This window comes from Candidatus Accumulibacter contiguus (genome assembly GCF_036625285.1).
GTDB classification, from domain to species: domain Bacteria; phylum Pseudomonadota; class Gammaproteobacteria; order Burkholderiales; family Rhodocyclaceae; genus Accumulibacter; species Accumulibacter contiguus.
The window spans coordinates 1,113,211-1,131,619 of record NZ_JAZKUC010000002.1 but is presented as its reverse complement, the minus strand read 5'-3'; the positions used below and the strand labels follow the sequence as shown (position 1 = coordinate 1,131,619).

The following is an 18,409-nucleotide window of genomic DNA, read 5'->3' as shown; positions in this document are numbered from 1 at the left end:
GATTGGAAGGTTGGCAGCGGTTAGAACGGCGGCTCTTCGGTCCAGGGGTCGTAGGGATTGGCGTCGCTGTCCCTGGATTGCTCGTCACGAAGCAGTTCAAAGAGGGCGGTCTGGTAGTGAGCGCAGATCCGGTCCCGCAAGTCGTCGAGCAGTTCGACGACGGCGAAAGCCTGGGCCGGTGTCCATTCGGCGGATATCAGGCAGTCGAGGCCGTGGTTCAATCCGGAGGGTTGGGGGTAGGGTTTCATGGGGTGCTCCCGGCGGTTGCCTTGCGTTTTCGGGAGCGCTGCTCGGCGTGCTCGCGGGCCTCTTTGTGGCGATAGGATTCGCCCTTGAGGGCGATGATCTCGGCGTGATGGACGAGACGATCGATGAGCGCGACGACGCAGGCGGCGTTGGGGAAGACCTCCGCCCAGTCCGAGAACGAGCGGTTGGTAGTGATCAAGGTGCTGCGGGTTTCGTGGCGGCGGTTGATCAGTTCGAAGAGCAGATCGGCATGGCGGTTCGAATAGGACAGGTAGCCAACCTCGTCGACGACCAAGAGAGACGGTGCGGCGTAGTGGCGCAATCGACGGCGCAGAGCCGAATCGCTATCGAGGGCGGCGAGATCATTGAGAAGTTGGCCTGCGGTCGTGAACAGCACGGTGTGGCCGTGCAGGACGGCCTGATAGGCGATGTTCTGGGCAATGGTCGACTTCCCCAGCCCGCTACTGCCGACCAGGATGACGTTGGTGGCGCTGTGCAGGAAATCGAGCCCCATCAATTCGCGGATCGCCGTTCGGTCACACTGCGTGGGCCAGTTCCAATCGAAATCGGCCAGCGGCTTGAAGCGGCCGATATGGGCGCAGCCGAGGCGGCGTTCGAGGCTGCGCCGTGCCCGTTCGGCTTCCTCCCAGGCCAGTAGCGGCTCAACCCAGGTGCTGTCGGCCAATTCTGGCCAATGGGCGAGCAGGCCATGCAGGTGCAAGGTCTCTGCGCGCCGGCGCAGGCTCTCAAGCGGGGTCATCGTCGGCCTCCGTGAGTTGGTCATAACTTGCCAGGCGGTGTGGCTGGACCGGCGTGTCGCGGCGCTGGACCTGCTCGGACAAGGTGATTTCGACCGGCGGCGGCTGATCTTGGGCTTCGCGCCGACGTTCCAGAGCCAGGCGCACCGCGTTCACGTGCGGCACCTCGCGCGCCAGTGCGTCGAGGACGCCGACGCGCAATTCGGCCGCACCATAACGATCCAGCAGGCGCAACAGAGCCCTGGTGATCGCGCCGAGATGGCCGCCACGCTCGGCAGCCCGCACGAGGAGGTCCCGGCTCTCCGGCACCGCCTGGGTCAGGCGGTCAGTACCGCGGTGCTGACTGGCCTGGTGCTTGTGTGCGGCGAGCGTCTCGAGATGGGCGGGATTCTCGATGCACTGCCCCCGATCATAGCTGCGCGCATGCGTCGCCAGGAGCGTCTGGCCCTCGAGGATGCGCACCTGCCGGGGATCCGCGACGACGCTCAGCGTGCGTTGCACGTGGGTATGGGGAACCGAGTAATCGTTGAGGTCGAAACGCGCATAGGGCGTCTTGGCGACCTTTACCGCCACCTGCTCGTCGGTTGGATAGGGATTGTCCGGCAGGGCCATGAGATGCGCCGATTCCAGCGCAAAGGCTTCGCGTACGGTCAGGGTCACGTCTTCCGGGCCGCGCCGGTCGGCGGCTTCGCCGGCGCACCAGGCATCGGCCTGAGCATTGAGATCGGCCAGATCGGCAAAGCTGCGGCCGGCAAAGAAGGCCTCTCGGATATACCGGATGGCGCGCTCAACGCGCCCTTTCTCATTTCCTCGGTACACTGCCACGGGCCGTGGTTCGTAGCGGTAATGACCGGCGAAATGCAGCAGCGTCGGGTTGAATCGGATCGCCTGGCCTTGTCGCTCCAGGACGGCGCTCTTGAGGTTGTCATAGAGCAGGACCCTCGGCACGCCGACCCAGGTCTCGAAAGCAGCGGAGTGACCGCGCAGGAAATTCTCCATGCGGGCATCGAGAAAGAAGCGCAGGAAGATCTGTCGCGACCACGACAGTACCATCACGAAAGCCATCAAAGGCCGGCGGGCGCGGCCGATATCGAGATGACCAAAGTGGGCCCAGTCGATTTGTCCTTGTTCACCGGGCAGCGTGCGCAACCGCAGGTAGGCTTCGGCGGTGGGCCGCGGTCGGTGCAAGGCGACCAAGTGCCGGAAATGATCGGGCTGCCCGCTGTAGCCGCGGCCCTTCACCATGACGTATAGCCGACTCGCGGTCAGGCGGGGAAACTGTTCCAGGGTCTCGCGGATGAAGGGCAGGTAGGGGTCGATGCGGGAAGCGCGCCGCGGCGCGCCGACCCGTGGCAAGCCGGCCTGCGTGATGACGCGCGAGACGGTGCCGTGGTGCACCTTCAGTTGGCTGGCGATAGTGCCGATGCGCCAGTGTTCGGCGTGGAAGTAGCGCAGGATTTGCGCTTCCAGTTCAGGGGAAATGGTCAAGTGGGGTTCCTCTTCGGTCAGGTGGGACAGCGGATGGAACCCGGCAGCTGCCCAGAAAGCCCTGCCTGAGCAAGCCCGAACAGCGCGTACCGCAGAAATGGCAGCGCGCCGTTCGGGAAGGGTCGGTCGGACCGACTGCCGTCGGTTCCCGGCCCACCGCCGAGTTCGCCGCCAGTAGATCACTTTGTGCCGCTGGCATAGAACCCTGATGCGTCACATTCTGCCGGCGCAGCCGGTAACGGCGGCTTCTTTCGGCATGCTTGAGGCGGCCTCTTCGGCTCTTCTGGTAGCGGTGGCCGGCTTCCTGGACCGAAGCGCGGCGTGCGGCTTGGGCGCAGCCTCTGGCACAATAGATCTGGCCCCGGTCGCAGCGGCGGCAGACGACGACCTGGGTTCGGCAGCCATGACAAAGGAAGAGTCGGCCCGTGATTTCCATTGGCGGTTTCCGGCATGCCAATGCGCGATCGACAGGGAGATGTCGATCGTGAAAGACTCTCCCTGCACCCGTGCCCAGCACGGTGTGGGGCACGGCATCGGTGTCAACTTTGCGGGTTTGGCCGGTGTCGTGCTCGTTCTTCTTGGCGGGCCCTTTTTACCGCATCGCGAACGGGCTTGTCATCTCCGCGTTGCCCCCTTCGCCGATGAGCGGCAAGCTTCCCCGATGGCCGGCGCGCGGCAGGGGGGCGTGTCTCCAGTCGCCCTTCGGGCTCCTTCCAACACGCCCCCCTGCCGCATCATCGGTGACCCGGCCGCTCCGAAACCCCAATCCGTCTCGACTACGGACCATCCCTCGCCGGGAGCCTCTCCTACGCTTCTCCGCCAGCTATCGGCGGGTTTTGACCGCCACTGACACCTGGTGGCGCAACATCTGCCCATCCCTTTATGGCAAGGCCTGCGCGTGGTGGCCGGTGATGGCAGTGACGTTCGCCTGACGTTGATGAAGAACGGTGTCCGTTCGATCGTCCATGGGGTGGCTTTCGGCTTGTACTTGCCGGGAATCGAGTTGTTCCTGGATTTCTTCCTGCATGGAGCGGCGTGCGGCGAGCGCCAGATGCTCTTCGAAGTGTTCGACCGCCTGCAGCCGGATGACTTGCTGGTCCTCGACCGTGGTTTTCCCTGTTGCTGGCTGGTGGCCGCGCTGACCGATCGCCGCATCCATTTCTGCATGCGTTGCGATCGTTCCCACGGATTCAAGGTGGTACGCGAGTTCCTGCGCTCCGGCCAAAGTGAGCGGGTGGTGACACTGCGCGCGCCAAATGCGCGCGACGCCAAGGACTACGAATGCCCGATGACGCCCACCACCGTCCGTTTGGTCCGCGTGGTGACGCCCAATGGCCGGGTGCATGTCGTGATGACTTCGCTCCTCGACACCATCGCCTTCCCCGCTGCCGCGTTTGCGGCCTTGTATCACAGCCGCTGGCGGATCGACATTTACCAGACATAAAACCTCCATAAGAGTGAAGTTCGTTATGACTTCGCACTTGCCCGCAGCGCGCTCAGCCTGGCCAGTTCTGCTTCGTCGGCCTGAATGAGCCAGAGTGGATGGTCGGCATGGATCACCTGCCGGCCGTGCAGTAGACCTCGGCGCAGCCAGCTATACAGCGTTGGCTGAGGGACATTCAGACGACGGGCAAGTTCATTCAGCGTCAGTTCTTCCTGTGCCTCTTCGATCATGCCCGCGTAAGCGGACTGGCGGCTGCGCAGACCCTGGCGCAACAGCAACGTGAGCACCATGGGCGCGTTGAAGGTGTCGCAGCGCTTGGCCGGGCGCCAATCTTCGGCGTTCAGCCGACGGGCAATGGCGGCGGCATTTTCACCCTGGGCGTGCAACTCGGCCACGCGCGCCATCAACTTCGGGTAATAGCTCAGTTGGTCGAGACGGGCCACCGGCCGGATGAGGGTCGCCTGCGTGTCGTGGCCGCCGATCCAATGCACCTGAACATCGACCCGTTCGCTCTCGCCCTGGACGGTGACCACTACCCGCGTCACGAGTTGCCGAATGATGGCCTGCCGATCGGTAGCCATCGTCGTGGGCGCGTGCCACAGGGCGGGAATGTCGCAGGCGAGTCGGCGGATGGCCTCACGTTCGGCCGCGCTGAGCGTGGCCGGTTGTTCGGCGGCAAAGCGCGCATACTCGGCCTGCAATTCGCCTTCGACGGTCAGTGCGGCTTCCCACTGCTGCTCCAGGGTGCGGGCCACCAAACGGTTCTCGGGTTCGACTGCATTGAACTGCCGGTATGCCCGCTCGGCCTGGTAATGGGCTCGTTCGAGGCGCTGCTGCCAATGCCGGTGCAATGGTTCGCGCTCGCTTTCGAGATCTTCGAGCGCCTGCAGGCTGATCTCCAGCGCGGCCGGTTGCAGGGCTGCCAGGACCTGCTCGGTGATGAAGTCATCGAGCGCCTGGCCAGCCAGCGATTGGCAAAGGGCCTGGCCGTAGCTGGCCGCCATCGTATCGCAGGCGTAGCGCAGCCCGGTGCCACTGCTGTTATACCGGGTCATCATGCGATGTCCGCATCGCCCACACACGAGCAGCCCCGAGAGGAGCGACGGGCCATGCCGGATGGCGCCCTGAGCTTTGATGCCATTGGCTTCCAGCTGACGCAGGTGGCGCTCGTATTGTTCCCAGCTGATGTAGGCCGGCAGGTGATCCTTGAGCAGGACGGCCCATTGCTCCCGTGGCGCCACCCGTCGGCCCGTCGCCGGCCGTCCGGGTTGCTTGCGCCGGATATCCGTTGGCCGACGACCATAGGCGTAGGCGCCGGCGTAAAGCGGGTTGTGCAGCAGATTCGAGAGCGTCACCCGGTTCGGCGCATGCCATTCCAGCTCGCCTCGATTCACCCCGGTACGCACGCGACAGGGAAGCTGGATCTGGTGGCGGACCAGATACTGGAGCATCCCGTTGAGCGTGCCGCAACGCTCGAATTGATCGAAGATCAGCCCGATCACCGTCTGCGCCTGCTCATCGGGATCCTTGATTACTTCACCCGACGGCCGGCGCACATAGCCGATCGGCACCTGCATTCCGAGTTCACCCCGGGTGGCCTTGGCGCGCTTGCCGGCCAGCAGGCGCTGCTTCAACACGTGCAACTCCGCTTCCGACATCGTCCCCTTCAAACCCAGTAGCAGTCGGTCGTTGTAATCGGTCGGATCATAAATGCCATCCAGATCGCCAATCAAGGTCCCGAACAGTCCGCAGACTTCCAGCAGTTGATACCAGTCCCGGCATGAGCGCGCCAGGCGGGACATCTCGAGGCCCAGCACGATGCCGACATGGTTGAGGCTGACCTCGCTCACCAGCCGCTGAAAGCCCACCCGGCCTTCCGCGGTGGCCCCCGATTTACCCTGATCATCGTCGATCACTTCGACTCGAGAGCGCGGCCAGCCCAGTTCCACTGCCCGCTCTACCAGTCCGTACTGCAAACGAGTCGACTCCTGATGTCGAACCAGTTGCTGCAAGGTGGACTGGCGAACGTACACCACCGCGAGACGGTCCCGATGATCGTTCCGGACCTTCTCGCTCAGCAACGGCCACGGGGCGCTCTTGCTGTTCATCACCTTGGGCTTCCGTGCCGCGGACTGAAGGCTACTGGCGTAGCGCCAGGGGGCTCAGCAGACGGATCACGCGGCGCCAATCCGCAGGCATCATCAGTCCCCACAGTATTTCGAGTCGAGATTTCAGGGCGAGTTCGCCTCTCCAGCCATTGTGCCAACCCCAAGAGGGCGGCTCGACTCAATTTCGGTGCGGTGGTCGTTCCCGCCAAATTTATAGCGGCATCCGTGATGGTATATCGAGGAAGCCTTCAAACGGCTCAAGCACCGTCTGGCCCTCGAACACCTGTCGGGCATGTCCTGGCTGGCCGCACAACAAGACTTCGGCGCAAAAATCCTCTGCGACAACCTCAATGCCCTGGCCGTCCATGCCGCCAGTGAATCCCTCGATCCCAATACCCGCGCACGCTACTTCATCAACCGCGGCGACACCTTCTCTCGCATCAAGCGCACCCTCGGACGCTGGCTCCTCCAGGGCATCAATGCTCTCGACAATGTCGCCTCCGTCTTCGACGAACTCATCAAGAACCTCGTCCAGATAAAACCAAACAGGTCATCTCCCAGAAATTTCACCAAAAAACCACATTTATCACATGCTTACTTCTACTTTGCCACATTTCTAAAATGGTTGAAATACAGGCTATTGAGCTACATATCTAATGCTCTACCACATAAGGAGTATGACGATGAAATCGCCAAATTTATTTATTTGGGATCGGGCGTGCGGTGGCCAGCTGCTGCGAGAATCTGACCAGCCATTTTCAGTCGTTCCGGGAGTGTTTCCGCAGTAAAACGCGAAGCACGGCCGAGCAAGCTGAACAGTACTTGCGGGGCCTTTTTCAAAGCCCTCGTGCGAACCTGGAACAGATGAGCGAGACGGTGGCGGAGACCGAGTATTACAGCCTCCACCACCTGTTGAGCGATGCTGCATGGGACTTTGAGAATGTGCGTCGGGAGACGGCGCGACAAGCGGACGAGTGGATCGGTGGGCCAGAGACGGGACTGTTGCTCGATGAGTCTGGGGTCCAAAAGAAGGGCGACCATTCAGCGGGCGTCGCCAGGCAGTACAACGGTCGCCTGGGTAAGGTCGAGAACTCGCAGGTTGGAGTGTATGCCGCCTTGGCACGAGGGTCGCAGGCGGCGATCATCGACTTCGAATTGTTCCTTCCAGAGCGTTGGGTTGAAGACGCCAAGCGTTGCCAGGAAGCGGGGATTCCGGAATCGGCACGGGTCTTTCGGACTAAGCCGCAGATGGCTGCCGAGATGGTCAAGCGGGCACGAGCCGCCGGGGTGCGCTTTGGCTTCATCGGTGCCGACGGCCTCTATGGCCACGCGACTTGGCTGCTGTTTGATTGGGACGATGCAGGTGAGGTATTCGCCACCGAGGTGCACAGCGACCAGCAGTTTTACTTTACCGATCCGGGAAAGGCGTGGGTACCGGCCTGGGAAGCCCGCGAATGGGCCGCGCGCCTGAAACGAAAGGAGTGGCACCCGGTGATCCTGCGCGACGGGGAGAAGGGTGAAGTGCGCGCGATGTTTGCCCATACCCGCGTGTGGATCAGTCATCCGAACAGCGCACAGGCCCGCCAATGGCATCTCCTGGCACGCCGCGATGGCAAGGAGGTGAAGTTCATGCTCTCCAACGCGGCGCCCGACACGCCACTTCGCGAGCTGGCACGCATGCAGGCACAGCGCCACTTCATCGAGCGCGCCTTCGAGAATGCGAAAGGTTGCTGTGGGATGGCCGACTACCAGGTACGCAAGTGGCGGGCTTGGTACAACCACATGGCGCTCGTCTGCGTTGCACTACTCTTTCTCGTCAAGGAGCGGCGGCAACACTCACCCTACGCCGAGTTACTGTCCTGTGCCGATGTCGTCGACATGCTCGTGGCGCAGCTCCCGGTGAAGATTCACGGTCGCGAAGACCTCGTGCGAATCATCGCCGAGCGTCATGCACGGCGACAAAGCGCCCGCGACAGCGCCTACCGAAGGCAGCCGCCAGCACCCAAAAATGCCATTAGAATCTGTTAATGTAGAATTACAAAAACGGGGTATGACTATGTTCTGATAGGTTGAGAGCATTGGGTATTCAATCCCCCCGCCAACCCAATCGGATCCGGCTGCACATACCTTCCCACCCCCGGATCGTAATCGCGGTAGTAGTTGTAGTGCAACTGCGTCTCCCGATCGAAGTACTGCCCCGGAAAGCGCAGGTTGATGATCGTCGGCTGCCCGTCGCCGTCCGGGTCCTCCTCGGGCAGCGCCATCCCGAACGGTTCGCTGATCGGCAGGTTGCGCCAGACGACGACGTTGGCTTCGTTGGTCGCCACTCTTGGCGTGCCGAGATGATCCGTGTGCAGATAGAGGATCGTCAGCCCGGGGTCGGTGACCGTGATCCTCACCGTGTCCGGGGCGCTGGCGAGTGGGCCGTCCCGGACGATCAACTGCGCGATGTACTGACCGGGCACGTCGGCGGTGAAGGTCGGACGCACGCGGTTGGCGTCGGTGAGGGTGGCAGCGCTTCCCGCTGGTCGGTCGATCAGCGACCAGGTGTGGCTGAGCGTCGCTCCTTCGGGATCCCGCGAAGCGCTGCCGTCGAGGCTGACCCGCTTGCCGCGGGCGACGCTCTGGTCGGGACCGGCGTCGGCCAGCGGGGGGCGATTGATCGGGAGCAGGACTTCTGCCGAGAACACGCGCTTCACCATGCCCTGGAAACCCGCCGACACCCGCAGCCGCAGCGGCGAGGTCTCGGTCAATACCACGTCGAGGGTGTAGACCCGGTCGCCGGCGACGGCGTCGCCGTTCCGTCCGTCATCGTACAGGCTGCCGAGCACCGCGACGGCTGCCCCGGCGTCATTGACGCGCTGCAGGTTGACAGTGGCGGGGATGAGCGTCGGATCGGCAATCACGCTGCCTTGCTGTCGATGGGCAGCTTTCAGGGCGGGCCTATCGTCACGGCAGCCCAGGCGGCACAGCGGATCGGCAAATAGACGAAGGGCCGCAGTAAGCGGCCCTTCTCTTTCGCAGCTACCCGCCAGCGGCGGGGTAACCGTTTAGCCCCCCACCCATCTTTGCCTCTCTCTTGATGTAAAATTGTTAGCGTTATGGTCAGAAATCAACAACTTACCATCTCTGTCCCGCCAGCTTCCGCGCAAGTCAGGGAGGGGGGCTAAACGGTTACGCGGCGGGTGGGGGAGGTTTTCTATTTCACTCCGACCTGTTTGATTTTAAATTAATCCGCCCCCGGCCCACTTGATTTGCGGGAGTGCCAATACTTGGCGGCGATCGGAATGAAAAGGGCAAGAGGCACAAGTAGCCAGATCAGGACGTCGATCCAGAAGTTGTCAAAGGGAGGCAGCCATCGGTACACAAGTCCCACAATCAAGAGTCCGCCAAGAATGTACTTAGCCGTGTTCTTAATTACTTGCATTGACAGTGCTTCCCAATTTGGCTTCCCGTAACCAGGAGGCTGGTAACGGCAACAGGTGGGAATGACATCACTGCTGCGCCGGCCGCATAGACACTTCCTGCCGCTTCTCCAAACAGCCACGTCGCCGCTCCAGGCCCATAGCTGACTGCTGCTTGACCAACCGCAACTTTTGCTGTGCCGAACGTGGCCAAACACTTCACGTCGTATGTGACTGGCTCAGGTGGTTTATGTTCGTATATCCAATTAATGGTAATCGTCGAGTGGATGTTGATCGATCCCATTGGCCATGACGGATCCGGCACATATGCCGGGTGCCCAGGTGGCGCAATCGGCAGCCGCCCCCCCGTACTTCCTCCATAAGGCCCCATCCCAGGATTATCCAATCCTCGCGGATCGGTAATGCTGACCGGATTGCCTCCGACATAGCTGTAAGTGTTGATGCCGCCGTCGATTCCGATGGGATCGCTCTGCACATACCTCCCCACCCCCGGATCGTAATCGCGGTAGTAGTTGTAGTGCAACTGCGTCTCCCGATCGAAGTACTGCCCCGGAAAGCGCAGGTTGATGATCGTCGGCTGCCCGTCGCCGTCCGGGTCCTCCTCGGGCAGCGCCATCCCGAACGGTTCGCTGATCGGCAGGTTGCGCCAGACGACGACGTTGGCTTCGTTGGTCGCCACTCTCGGCGTGCCGAGATGATCCGCGTGCAGATAGAGGATCGTCAGCCCGGGGTCGGTGACCGTGATCCTCACCGTGTCCGGGGCGCTGGCGAGTGGGCCGTCACGGACGATCAACTGCGCGATGTACTGACCAGGCACGTCGGCGGTGAAGGTCGGACGCACACTGTTGGCGTCGGTGAGGGTGGCAGCGCTTCCCGCCGGTCGGTCGATCAGCGACCAGGTATGGCTAAGCGTCGCTCCTTCGGGATCCCGCGAAGCGCTGCCGTCGAGGCTGACCCGCTTGCCACGGGCGACGCTCTGGTCGGGACCGGCGTCGGCCAGCGGTGGGCGATTGATCGGGAGCAGGACTTCTGCCGAGAACACGCGCTTCACCATGCCCTGGAAACCCGCCGACACCCGCAGCCGCAGTGGTGCGGTCTCGGTCAATACCACATTGAGGGTGTAGACCTGATCGCCGGCAACGGCGTCGCCGTTCCGTCCGTCATCGTGCAGGCTGCCGAGCACCGCGACGGCTGCCCCGGCCTCATTGACGCGCTGCAGGTTGACAGTGGCCGGGAGGAGCGTCGGATCGGCAATCACGGCAGTCACGCGGACGGTCGTCGGGGCACCGGCGGCGATCGCGTCCGGTGTGATCTGCACCGACCCGATGCTCGGAGCAGCCGAGGCCGGAAATCCCGCCAGCAACAGGCCGGCAAGCGCCAGCACCCTGGCAAGCCAGGCCCGCCCGGACGCCGATGACGCGGGGGCGGTGAGACTCCCCGCCGCTGCGGCCTCGACGATACCGATCCGGGCGAGCAGCGGGAAGATACCGAGGCGGAGCAGGCTTTGGCAGCGGCTTGGCATGATCTTTCTCTCCCTGTCGGGTTGAATGACGGCCAACGGCTCCTTGATGGGGAGCATTGGGCCAGCGCTCCGGCAAAGAATCGTCGTCCGATTCTCCCTGAGGTTAGGGCTGGTGAGCGTAGCCAGTGGAGGACGAGAAAAGCGGGGCCGCCTCTCGCTGGCATGGTGGCGTTGTGCGCATGCGCAGCTATGCGGTGTGCAGTTCTTCGCGCAGCACTTTGCGCAGCGTCGCCACGGTAATGGGCTTGTCCTCGGCGTCTTGGCTCGCCGCATCGGCAACTACCGCGCGCAATGCCGCGTTGATCATGGTCTGGTATCCCGCCCCAAGCGCCTCTGCCCGTGTTCGAAAAAACTCGATGACTTCGTCGTCAAGCATGATCGTAATGCGGGTCTTCCCCGTGGATGGGATGACTGCACCCCGCTTGCCGTTGCTGAAATCGTATTCCTTACGCATGGTATTGCTCCGCTTCGCCTTTGCTGGCTTTACGCGCAGAGATCAACCGGATTCGGCTCTCGCGCGGTGAATGGACGATGACCAGGACCCGTCCGAGTGCGTCCATGCCCAGCGTGACGAAGCGCTGTTCTCCCTCTGCATCAGGATCCTCGATGGTGATAGCCATCGGGTCACGGAGGGCTTGTTCGGCGTGGGCGAAACTGACCTGGTGCTTGGCCAGGTTGGACCTGGCCTTGGATGGGTCGAATTCGATGTCCATCGAGGCATTATGCATACATTATACATATCGTCAATCGGCTGGCTCGGAACCTACGGGACAGACGAAACAGGAAACCGCAGGGCGCCGACCCGTGATCCCGCCTTTCTGACCCGATCGCGACAGCAGCGACAACGCTTTGCCTCGCCTTGCTGACCCCGTCTTTGTTGTTGCGTGTGCTCATGTGCAGCCAGAGCTGACGCGCACGGGTAGAATGGCTTCGTCACAGGAGGCAGAGATGAAGACGTTCGATCATATCACCAGGGATCCGGCGATGTTGGGTGGTCAACCGACGGTGCGCGGCATGCGGCTCACGGTCAGGCGGGTAGTGTACTTATTTCACTCCTACCCCTTATCGTGCTTGCCGCTATCGGAATGCTCATCGCCTGAACGCCGGCCATGAGCAAAGTAAATTGATGAAGCAACTAGCGCAGCCGTTAGAAGCAGCACCAATGTATCCAACCAGACTGGCGTCCAGGCGGCAATAAAGCGGTATCCAATGAGTCCGAAAACCAGGAAAGCAACCAGGAGCTTAAGCATTGATAACGTCATCGGACACCTCGACTTATGGAGAGGGCTGGCATTGGCACTTCTGATCAACGTAGTCGATCAGCCCGATCCCACCAAGCGCCCACCCGACCGGTGACGACGAAAATGCCGCTGCCTCTGAAGCCACTGCTGCCGCTCCGGTCAATCCAATTCTTTCCAACAGCGGCGGTCCATACTTGCCCGCAGTAGCGCCAGCCGCCATTAGTCTCTTACGACTCAAATCTTCACACTTTCTGAGCAGAATTGTATGCAATTTGCGTACAGTGGAACTATTGACAAGGGCCGGCTAATGGGTGACCTCGCTGCCTGTACCTGTACCTGCACCTGTGACCCCGCTGCCTGAAAGGCTCCGCCTGTGGTTATTGCATGACGTTGAAATTATAGAGGGTCTTCTCCCAGGCGCTTGCCGGGAATTCTCCGTGGCGAACGACCTTCTCCAGCAACAGACCGCCCTTGAACTTGAGAACAGCGACATATGAGGTTGCCGCTTCTCCACCGACAATCTTTATTGAATACGTGCCGCCAGAACTTCCCCGTTCAATTGCTACAGAAGACGGGTTTCCCAGGTCAGCAAAGGCGGAATACGGGATAAAGACCGCCTGCCTCTGGTAACGAACCTCAAGAGAGGAAATTCGCTGCTCTGGGCAAACCTGTTCGCTGCCCCACCTCCAAGAACCCGCACTTGGGCAAGGCCCCGTCGTCCGACCGCTCTCTAAACCAAGCGTGACCTTCACAAGTCCGTCGCTGAGGGTCGTAACCCCCGCTCTATTCAAACTGATTGCGGCAGCGTCGACTGACAGACTAAGCAACAACAGAAGCGCAAAGGCAATTTCTCTAATCATCCCCACTGATAACCCTAATGATTTCACCCGGAGGTATGTTTGTGCGATTGGGGGGCAGAATGATGCAACCATGGGAAGCATCGTTTGCCGCGTTGTTTCCGTGTGCTCTGAATGAGCTGCAATCGCGTCCGGTACTCGGGCAGGAGTTCCCTGGCATTGGCGTAAGCGCAATGGTATTGGTGCCAGTGTTCGGGCTGTTGTAGGGGCTGCCTGTGCGCCAGTCGCCCCGAGGTATAGGACCAACATTCTGCTGGCCCTGCGCGGAAGAATTGTCCCTGCCAGACCCCGTACCCGCATATCCTTGCTCGCTGTAGTAAACGGCGCCAGTTGTGTTGTTCTGACAGACCATCAGGCCAGTTGCTTGGCTATACGTGCAGATAAGACCCGATGGATCCGTATACCAGACCGGATTGCCAAGGACATAGGTGTACAGGTTCAAGCCTCCGGCCAACCCAATCAGATCCGGCTGCACATACCTCCCCGTCCCCGGATCGTAATCGCGGTAGTAGTTGTAGTGCAACTGCGTCTCCCGATCGAAGTACTGTCCCGGAAAGCGCAGGTTGATGATCGTCGGCTGCCCGTCGCCATCCGGATCCTCCTCGGGCAGCGCCATCCCGAACGGTTCGCTGATCGGTAGATTGCGCCAGACGACGACGTTGGCTTCGTTGGTCGCCACTCTCGGCGTGCCGAGATGATCCGCGTGCAGATAGAGGATCGTCAGCCCGGGGTCGGTGACCGTGATCCTGACCGTGTCCGGGGCGCTGACGAGTGGGCCGTCACGGACGATCAACTGCGCGATGTACTGACCGGGCACGTCGGCGGTGAAGGTCGGACGCACGCTGTTGGCGTCGGTGAGGGTGGCAGCGCTTCCCGCCGGTCGGTCGATCAGCGACCAGGTGTGGCTGAGCGTCGCTCCTTCGGGATCCCGCGAAGCGCTGCCGTCGAGGCTGACCCGCTTGCCACGGGCGACGCTCTGGTCGGGACCGGCGTCGGCCAGCGGGGGGCGATTGATCGGGAGCAGGACTTCTGCCGAGAACACGCGCTTCACCATGCCCTGGAAACCCGCCGACACCCGCAGCCGCAGTGGTGCGGTCTCGGTCAATACCACGTCGAGGGTGTAGACCTGATCGCCGGCGACGGCGTCGCCGTTCCGTCCGTCATCGTGCAGGCTGCCGAGCACCGCGACGGCTGCCCCGGCCTCATTGACGCGCTGCAGGTTGACAGTGGCCGGGAGGAGCGTCGGATCGGCAATCACGGCAGTCACGCGGACGGTCGTCGGCATGCCGGCGGCGATCGCGTCCGGCGTGATCTGCACCGACCCGATGCTCGGCGCAGCCGAGGCCGGAAACCCCGCCAGCAACAGGCCGGCAAGCGCCAGCACTTTCGCCAACAAGGCGGGCCAGAACGTCGATGACGCGGGCACGGTGAGACTCACCGCCGCCGCGGCATCACTGACGCCGATAGGTCGAGCCACCAGAAGGTAGCGAGATGAAGCGGGTTGCGGCGAAAGTCTGACATGATCGTTCTTCCCCTGGTATGTTCTCCTGTTGAATGCGGCCCGCGGCTCCTTGATGAGGAGCATTGGGCCAGCGCTTCGGCAAAGAATCGTGGTCCGTCCCGATTCTCTGTGCTGAAAAAGGTGTGGCTGCAGATCTTGTCAGCTCTTGTGGTTGGCAAAAAACAAGACCTGACCGTTCGCAGTAACAGCAGCAAGTCTAGCGGGTTTAAGTCCCGTCTGGGGAGTTGTCCGTACGCCCCGGTAGCATGAGGAAGCGGCGCCGTGGCGACACGGGGTCGTGAGTTTCCAACAGCAAGAGAGCAGGCCGTAACGCAAGTGAACCTATGAGTAGCCTCGTAAATTATGTGGAGGAGCCGACCCTGTGGTCAGAAGGGGAAGGCCGTTGGATGGGCGCTGGAATAACGGAAGTGGCGTCAATCGACTCCCGGGGTAGCAGGGATGGCATGTTCTTGAAGACTTACTGCCCAGTGCTGGAGGCCCGTCTGCGGAGGTGGGGAGACCACCGACTGCTGCGTATAAGGCAACGAAAGCGCAGCGGCTGCAGGCGGGAGTCGGAGGGGTTCATAGTACCGTCTGAGTTCGTGGGACAACATAACCCCGGACGAGGGAAGGGACCCTACTTTGTTCGTGCAACCGAAGAGCGGAGGATCGAGGGATTGCCATGTCGCTAACCACCCCGGACACGATCAGGACGCTACAGAGGAAGCTGTATGCCAAGGCCAAGCAAGAACCAGCCTATCGCTTTTACGCGCTTTACGACAAGCTCTACCGGGAAGACATCCTCAGTCATGCCTGGCGGCTTGTCCGGTCGAACCGAGGCAGTCCCGGTATGGATGGGATCAGCTTCGAGGCCATCGAGAGCGGAATCGGGGTAGAGACGTTTCTGCGGGACCTGGCCCGTGATCTGAAAGACAAGACCTACCGCGCCCAGCCGGTAAGGCGCGTCATGATTCCCAAAGCGGATGGCAGTCAGCGCGTAACCGTTTAGCCCCCTACGACATATACCAACTATGCTGCAGTGGTTGCAAGCGAGGGATGGTTTGGCTATGGTATCTCACCAGTGAGCGGGTAATCGTGTTCGTGAGGCAAGTGAGTGTACCTGAGCGACTTTGATCTTCAGCAGTGGGATGAGCAGAAGCTGATGGCGTTACCGGCGAAGCAGAAAGATGGCTTGCTGGTGAAGTTGCTGTGGGATTTGAAAGAGGCGCGGGAGCGGCTCAAGGCGAACTCCCAGACCAGTTCTCGGCCACCCCGCAGTGACCCTCCGTGGCACAGCACAAACTCTGGGGATGAGGATTCGGAAGCGGCCGGGGAGGCAGATGGTGCGGTTGATCCCGAAGCGCAGGGCAGCGGCAGCGCCGCGAACGCGGCGGCGAATGCAGAGCCGAACGGCGTCGGGGCACCGGCTGAGGGGAAGAAGCCTTTGAGTGCGACGGCCGGGAAGCCCAAGAAAGCCGGTCGGCGTCCGGGGGCAGCGGGCCATAGCCGGCAGGTGAGTTTGCCGGTGAGCGACACCGTGATCCACGCGCCGGAATTCTGCGCGGGCTGCGATGAGGCGCTGGATCCGGCCGGGTTCATCGCGTGCAACGGCTTGTATGTCCTGGATATCGAGGCCGAGCCGAGTGCGGGGCTACGTGGCTTACGGGTACGCCACGACAAGCATGTCTACGGTGAGATAAGCTGTGGCCACTGTGGGCATGTCAACCGCAGCGAACCCGGCCGCTGTCCCGCCGAACCCGGGTGGACCGTAGGACTGAGCGAATGGCATCTCGTCGGACCGCTGTTAGTGAGCCTGCTGGTGTGCCTATCGCACCGTATGCACCTGTCGCGGCGGCGGACGCAAGAATTTTTGCGGGACTGGCTGGGCATCGCGCTCTCCACCAGCACGATCAACCAGTGTATTCATGAAGCCGGTCGGGCGGTCGAGCCGATCGAAGCGCAGTGGGTGGAAGAACTGCAGCAGGAAGTGCTGGCCTATGCCGATGAAACGCCGTGGAAGGAATGGGGCCAGTTACTATGGCTGTGGGTGATCATCACGCCGACGATCTGCCTGTACTTCATTGGCTACCGCAGCAAGGAGATTCTGGCGAACGTCCTAGGCGAGGGGTTTGTCGGCTGGCTGATGAGCGATGGCTACTGCGTCTATCGCCGATTCCAGAAGCGGCTGCGCTGTTGGGCGCACCTGTTGCGCAAGGCCGAGGGACTCAAAGAAAGCCTGAGCACCGAGGCGCGGGCCTTTGGAGAGGCCACCCACGGCCTGCTCAGCGACCTGATCACTGCGATTTACCAAGCACGTGAAGGCCCTCCGGTCGATCTCACGCCTCGCTTCCGCGACCGCTTGGACGCCTTCCGTCGGCTATGCGAAGAGCACCGGGATTCGGCTCATGAGAAAACCCGTGCGCTGGCGCGCGAATTTCTCTACGACTGGGAGGCGGTCTGGATCGTCGTCGCCCATCCCTATCTGCCGTTCACCAACAACGAGGCCGAACGGGCCTTGCGGCACTGGGTCATCGCCCGGCTCATCAGCCAAGGCACCCGTACCGAGCAGGGTACCCGTGCCTTTGCCCTGTTGGCCAGTGTCATCGACACCTGCCGGCGTCGCCACATCTTGCCCTGGCCCTACCTGGCCAAGGTGGTCGCCGAGCGGCGTAAAGGCAACGCAGCGCCCCTGCTACCGGCTGCTGCCTGATTTTTGGTAGTGGTCGTCGGGGAGGCTAAACGGTTACGTCAGCGCCCGCTTGGGATACCGACGCTCCGCGATCGGGTCGCACAAATGGCGGTGAAACTCATCATCGAACCGATCTTTGAAGCCGACTTCTGTGAGCACTCGTACGGATTCCGGCCCAGGAGGTCGGCCCACGATGCCGTGGATGACATCGCCCACACGTTATGGGCCGGCTACACTCAAGTCATAGACGCCGATCTATCAAAGTACTTCGATAGCATTCCGCATGCCAAGCTACTGGCCGTGGTGGCCGAGCGTGTTGTCGATGGGGGGATTCTGCACCTCATCAAGCAATGGCTCAAAGCCCCGGTCATCGGCGAAGACGACAACGGAGTGAAGAAGACCGTAGGTGGTGGAAAAGCCAATCGCAAAGGCACGCCGCAGGGCGGCGTGATCTCCCCGCTCTTGGCCAACTGCTACCTGCATATTCTCGACCGAATATGGCAACGGCAGCACCTGAAGGGCAAGCTATCCGCACATCTCGTGCGTTACGCGGACGACTTTGTCATCCTGTGCCGAAAAGAGGTAGAGGAACCGCTGAAAGTGGTGCGTCATGTCCTGGACCGTCTGGACCTCAGCCTCAACGAGACGAAGACCCACATCGTGGACGCCACCCAAGCAAGCTTCAACTTCCTGGGTTTCACGATTCAGATGAGTCGAGGGGCCAAGACTGGAAAACCGTACCCGAATGTCCGGCCAGCAGACAAATCGCTGAAGAAAATCAAGGCGAGGCTGACGGAACTCACGGGCCGGAAACTGACCCCCATCCCCTTGAGAGATATCGTGGGAAACGTCAACCGCAGCCTGCGAGGCTGGGCAAACTACTTCCACTATCGAAACTCAAGTCTGGCGATGAGCAAAGTCAGATACCACGCGGAAGACCGGTTGCGAACCCATTTGATGAAGCGTCATCAGGTGAAGGACCGAGGAACTGGTTTCCGCCGGTTTCCAAGTGCTCATCTCTACGGGCGCTACGGGCTATACAAAGTTCCTACGAAGGCGGGCTGGAACTCGGCGCATGCCGTGGCGTGAAGAGCATCGGAAAGCCGTGTGCGGGAAAATCGCATGCACGG

The 18,409-nt window shown here is 61.7% G+C and carries 17 protein-coding genes; 7 read left to right on the top strand and 10 right to left on the bottom strand.

Annotation, left to right across the window (positions count from 1 at the left end; translation table 11 throughout):
* Positions 1 to 20: 20 nt before the first annotated feature.
* The 3 genes from V5B59_RS23980 to istA are packed head-to-tail and all read right to left on the bottom strand — an operon-like array spanning position 21 to position 2,492.
* On the bottom strand, positions 21 to 248 hold the full coding sequence (locus V5B59_RS23980; protein WP_332351674.1) for a hypothetical protein: 228 nt from the start codon (positions 246 to 248) through the stop codon (positions 21 to 23).
* Positions 245 to 1,006 carry an IS21-like element helper ATPase IstB gene (gene istB, locus V5B59_RS23975; protein WP_332351730.1) on the bottom strand — a complete coding sequence of 254 codons (762 nt, stop codon included), beginning with the start codon at positions 1,004 to 1,006 and terminating at the stop codon, positions 245 to 247. Before istB ends, V5B59_RS23980 begins: the two co-directional genes overlap by 4 nt.
* The gene (gene istA, locus V5B59_RS23970; protein ID WP_332352427.1) at positions 993 to 2,492 is read right to left on the bottom strand and encodes an IS21 family transposase; all 1,500 of its coding nucleotides are present in this window, start codon (positions 2,490 to 2,492) and stop codon (positions 993 to 995) included. The genes istB and istA overlap by 14 nt, the downstream gene beginning before the upstream one ends.
* Positions 2,493 to 3,348: 856 nt before the next feature.
* Here istA and V5B59_RS23965 point away from each other — a divergent pair.
* Entirely contained in the window at positions 3,349 to 3,936 is a 588-nt protein-coding gene (locus tag V5B59_RS23965) for a hypothetical protein (RefSeq protein WP_332352426.1), read from the top strand.
* Positions 3,937 to 3,959: 23 nt separating this feature from the next.
* Here V5B59_RS23965 and V5B59_RS23960 read toward each other — a convergent pair whose 3' ends face one another.
* Positions 3,960 to 6,044 (bottom strand): recombinase family protein, encoded by a 2,085-nt coding sequence (locus tag V5B59_RS23960; protein WP_332352425.1) that lies wholly within the window; start codon positions 6,042 to 6,044, stop codon positions 3,960 to 3,962.
* Between the two features lie 292 nt (positions 6,045 to 6,336).
* On the opposite strand from V5B59_RS23960, the gene V5B59_RS23955 reads away from it, so the two are divergent.
* A complete protein-coding gene (locus tag V5B59_RS23955) occupies positions 6,337 to 6,792 on the top strand; it encodes a hypothetical protein (protein ID WP_332352424.1) in 456 nt (151 codons plus the stop codon).
* Entirely contained in the window at positions 6,768 to 8,072 is a 1,305-nt protein-coding gene (locus V5B59_RS23950) for an IS701 family transposase (protein WP_246149239.1), read from the top strand. Before V5B59_RS23955 ends, V5B59_RS23950 begins: the two co-directional genes overlap by 25 nt.
* A 26-nt stretch (positions 8,073 to 8,098) precedes the next feature.
* Here the strand turns inward: V5B59_RS23950 and V5B59_RS23945 are convergent, their stop codons facing one another.
* From V5B59_RS23945 to V5B59_RS23930, 4 genes are all read right to left on the bottom strand, one after another.
* Positions 8,099 to 8,950, bottom strand: coding sequence for an RHS repeat-associated core domain-containing protein (locus V5B59_RS23945; RefSeq protein WP_332352423.1), 852 nt, complete (start codon positions 8,948 to 8,950; stop codon positions 8,099 to 8,101).
* A gap of 511 nt (positions 8,951 to 9,461) precedes the next feature.
* Complete coding sequence (locus V5B59_RS23940) at positions 9,462 to 10,991, bottom strand: RHS repeat-associated core domain-containing protein (protein ID WP_332352422.1); 1,530 nt, start codon at positions 10,989 to 10,991, stop codon at positions 9,462 to 9,464.
* Between the two features lie 187 nt (positions 10,992 to 11,178).
* On the bottom strand, positions 11,179 to 11,445 hold the full coding sequence (locus tag V5B59_RS23935; protein WP_332352421.1) for a BrnA antitoxin family protein: 267 nt from the start codon (positions 11,443 to 11,445) through the stop codon (positions 11,179 to 11,181).
* Entirely contained in the window at positions 11,438 to 11,719 is a 282-nt protein-coding gene (locus V5B59_RS23930) for a BrnT family toxin (RefSeq protein ID WP_332352420.1), read from the bottom strand. Before V5B59_RS23930 ends, V5B59_RS23935 begins: the two co-directional genes overlap by 8 nt.
* A gap of 196 nt (positions 11,720 to 11,915) precedes the next feature.
* On the opposite strand from V5B59_RS23930, the gene V5B59_RS23925 reads away from it, so the two are divergent.
* Positions 11,916 to 12,104, top strand: coding sequence for a DUF433 domain-containing protein (locus V5B59_RS23925; protein WP_332352419.1), 189 nt, complete (start codon positions 11,916 to 11,918; stop codon positions 12,102 to 12,104).
* 505 nt (positions 12,105 to 12,609) lie between these two features.
* Here V5B59_RS23925 and V5B59_RS23920 read toward each other — a convergent pair.
* Together V5B59_RS23920 and V5B59_RS23915 are read right to left on the bottom strand one after the other, a co-directional pair.
* Positions 12,610 to 13,092 carry a hypothetical protein gene (locus V5B59_RS23920; RefSeq protein WP_332352418.1) on the bottom strand — a complete coding sequence of 161 codons (483 nt, stop codon included), beginning with the start codon at positions 13,090 to 13,092 and terminating at the stop codon, positions 12,610 to 12,612.
* Positions 13,085 to 14,674, bottom strand: a complete 1,590-nt coding sequence (locus V5B59_RS23915) for an RHS repeat-associated core domain-containing protein (protein ID WP_332352417.1) — start codon at positions 14,672 to 14,674, stop codon at positions 13,085 to 13,087. Before V5B59_RS23915 ends, V5B59_RS23920 begins: the two co-directional genes overlap by 8 nt.
* A gap of 598 nt (positions 14,675 to 15,272) precedes the next feature.
* Here V5B59_RS23915 and V5B59_RS23910 point away from each other — a divergent pair.
* The 3 genes from V5B59_RS23910 to ltrA all read left to right on the top strand — a co-directional run bounded on the left by V5B59_RS23910 (position 15,273) and on the right by ltrA (position 18,368).
* Positions 15,273 to 15,599 carry a hypothetical protein gene (locus V5B59_RS23910; protein WP_332352416.1) on the top strand — a complete coding sequence of 109 codons (327 nt, stop codon included), beginning with the start codon at positions 15,273 to 15,275 and terminating at the stop codon, positions 15,597 to 15,599.
* Positions 15,600 to 15,704: 105 nt separating this feature from the next.
* Positions 15,705 to 17,300 (top strand): IS66 family transposase, encoded by a 1,596-nt coding sequence (gene tnpC, locus V5B59_RS23905; RefSeq protein ID WP_332351632.1) that lies wholly within the window; start codon positions 15,705 to 15,707, stop codon positions 17,298 to 17,300.
* A 9-nt stretch (positions 17,301 to 17,309) separates the two neighbouring features.
* Positions 17,310 to 18,368: a group II intron reverse transcriptase/maturase gene (gene ltrA, locus V5B59_RS23900; protein WP_332352415.1), complete on the top strand. Its 1,059-nt coding sequence runs from the start codon at positions 17,310 to 17,312 to the stop codon at positions 18,366 to 18,368.
* The last annotated feature ends 41 nt before the right edge of the window (positions 18,369 to 18,409 follow it).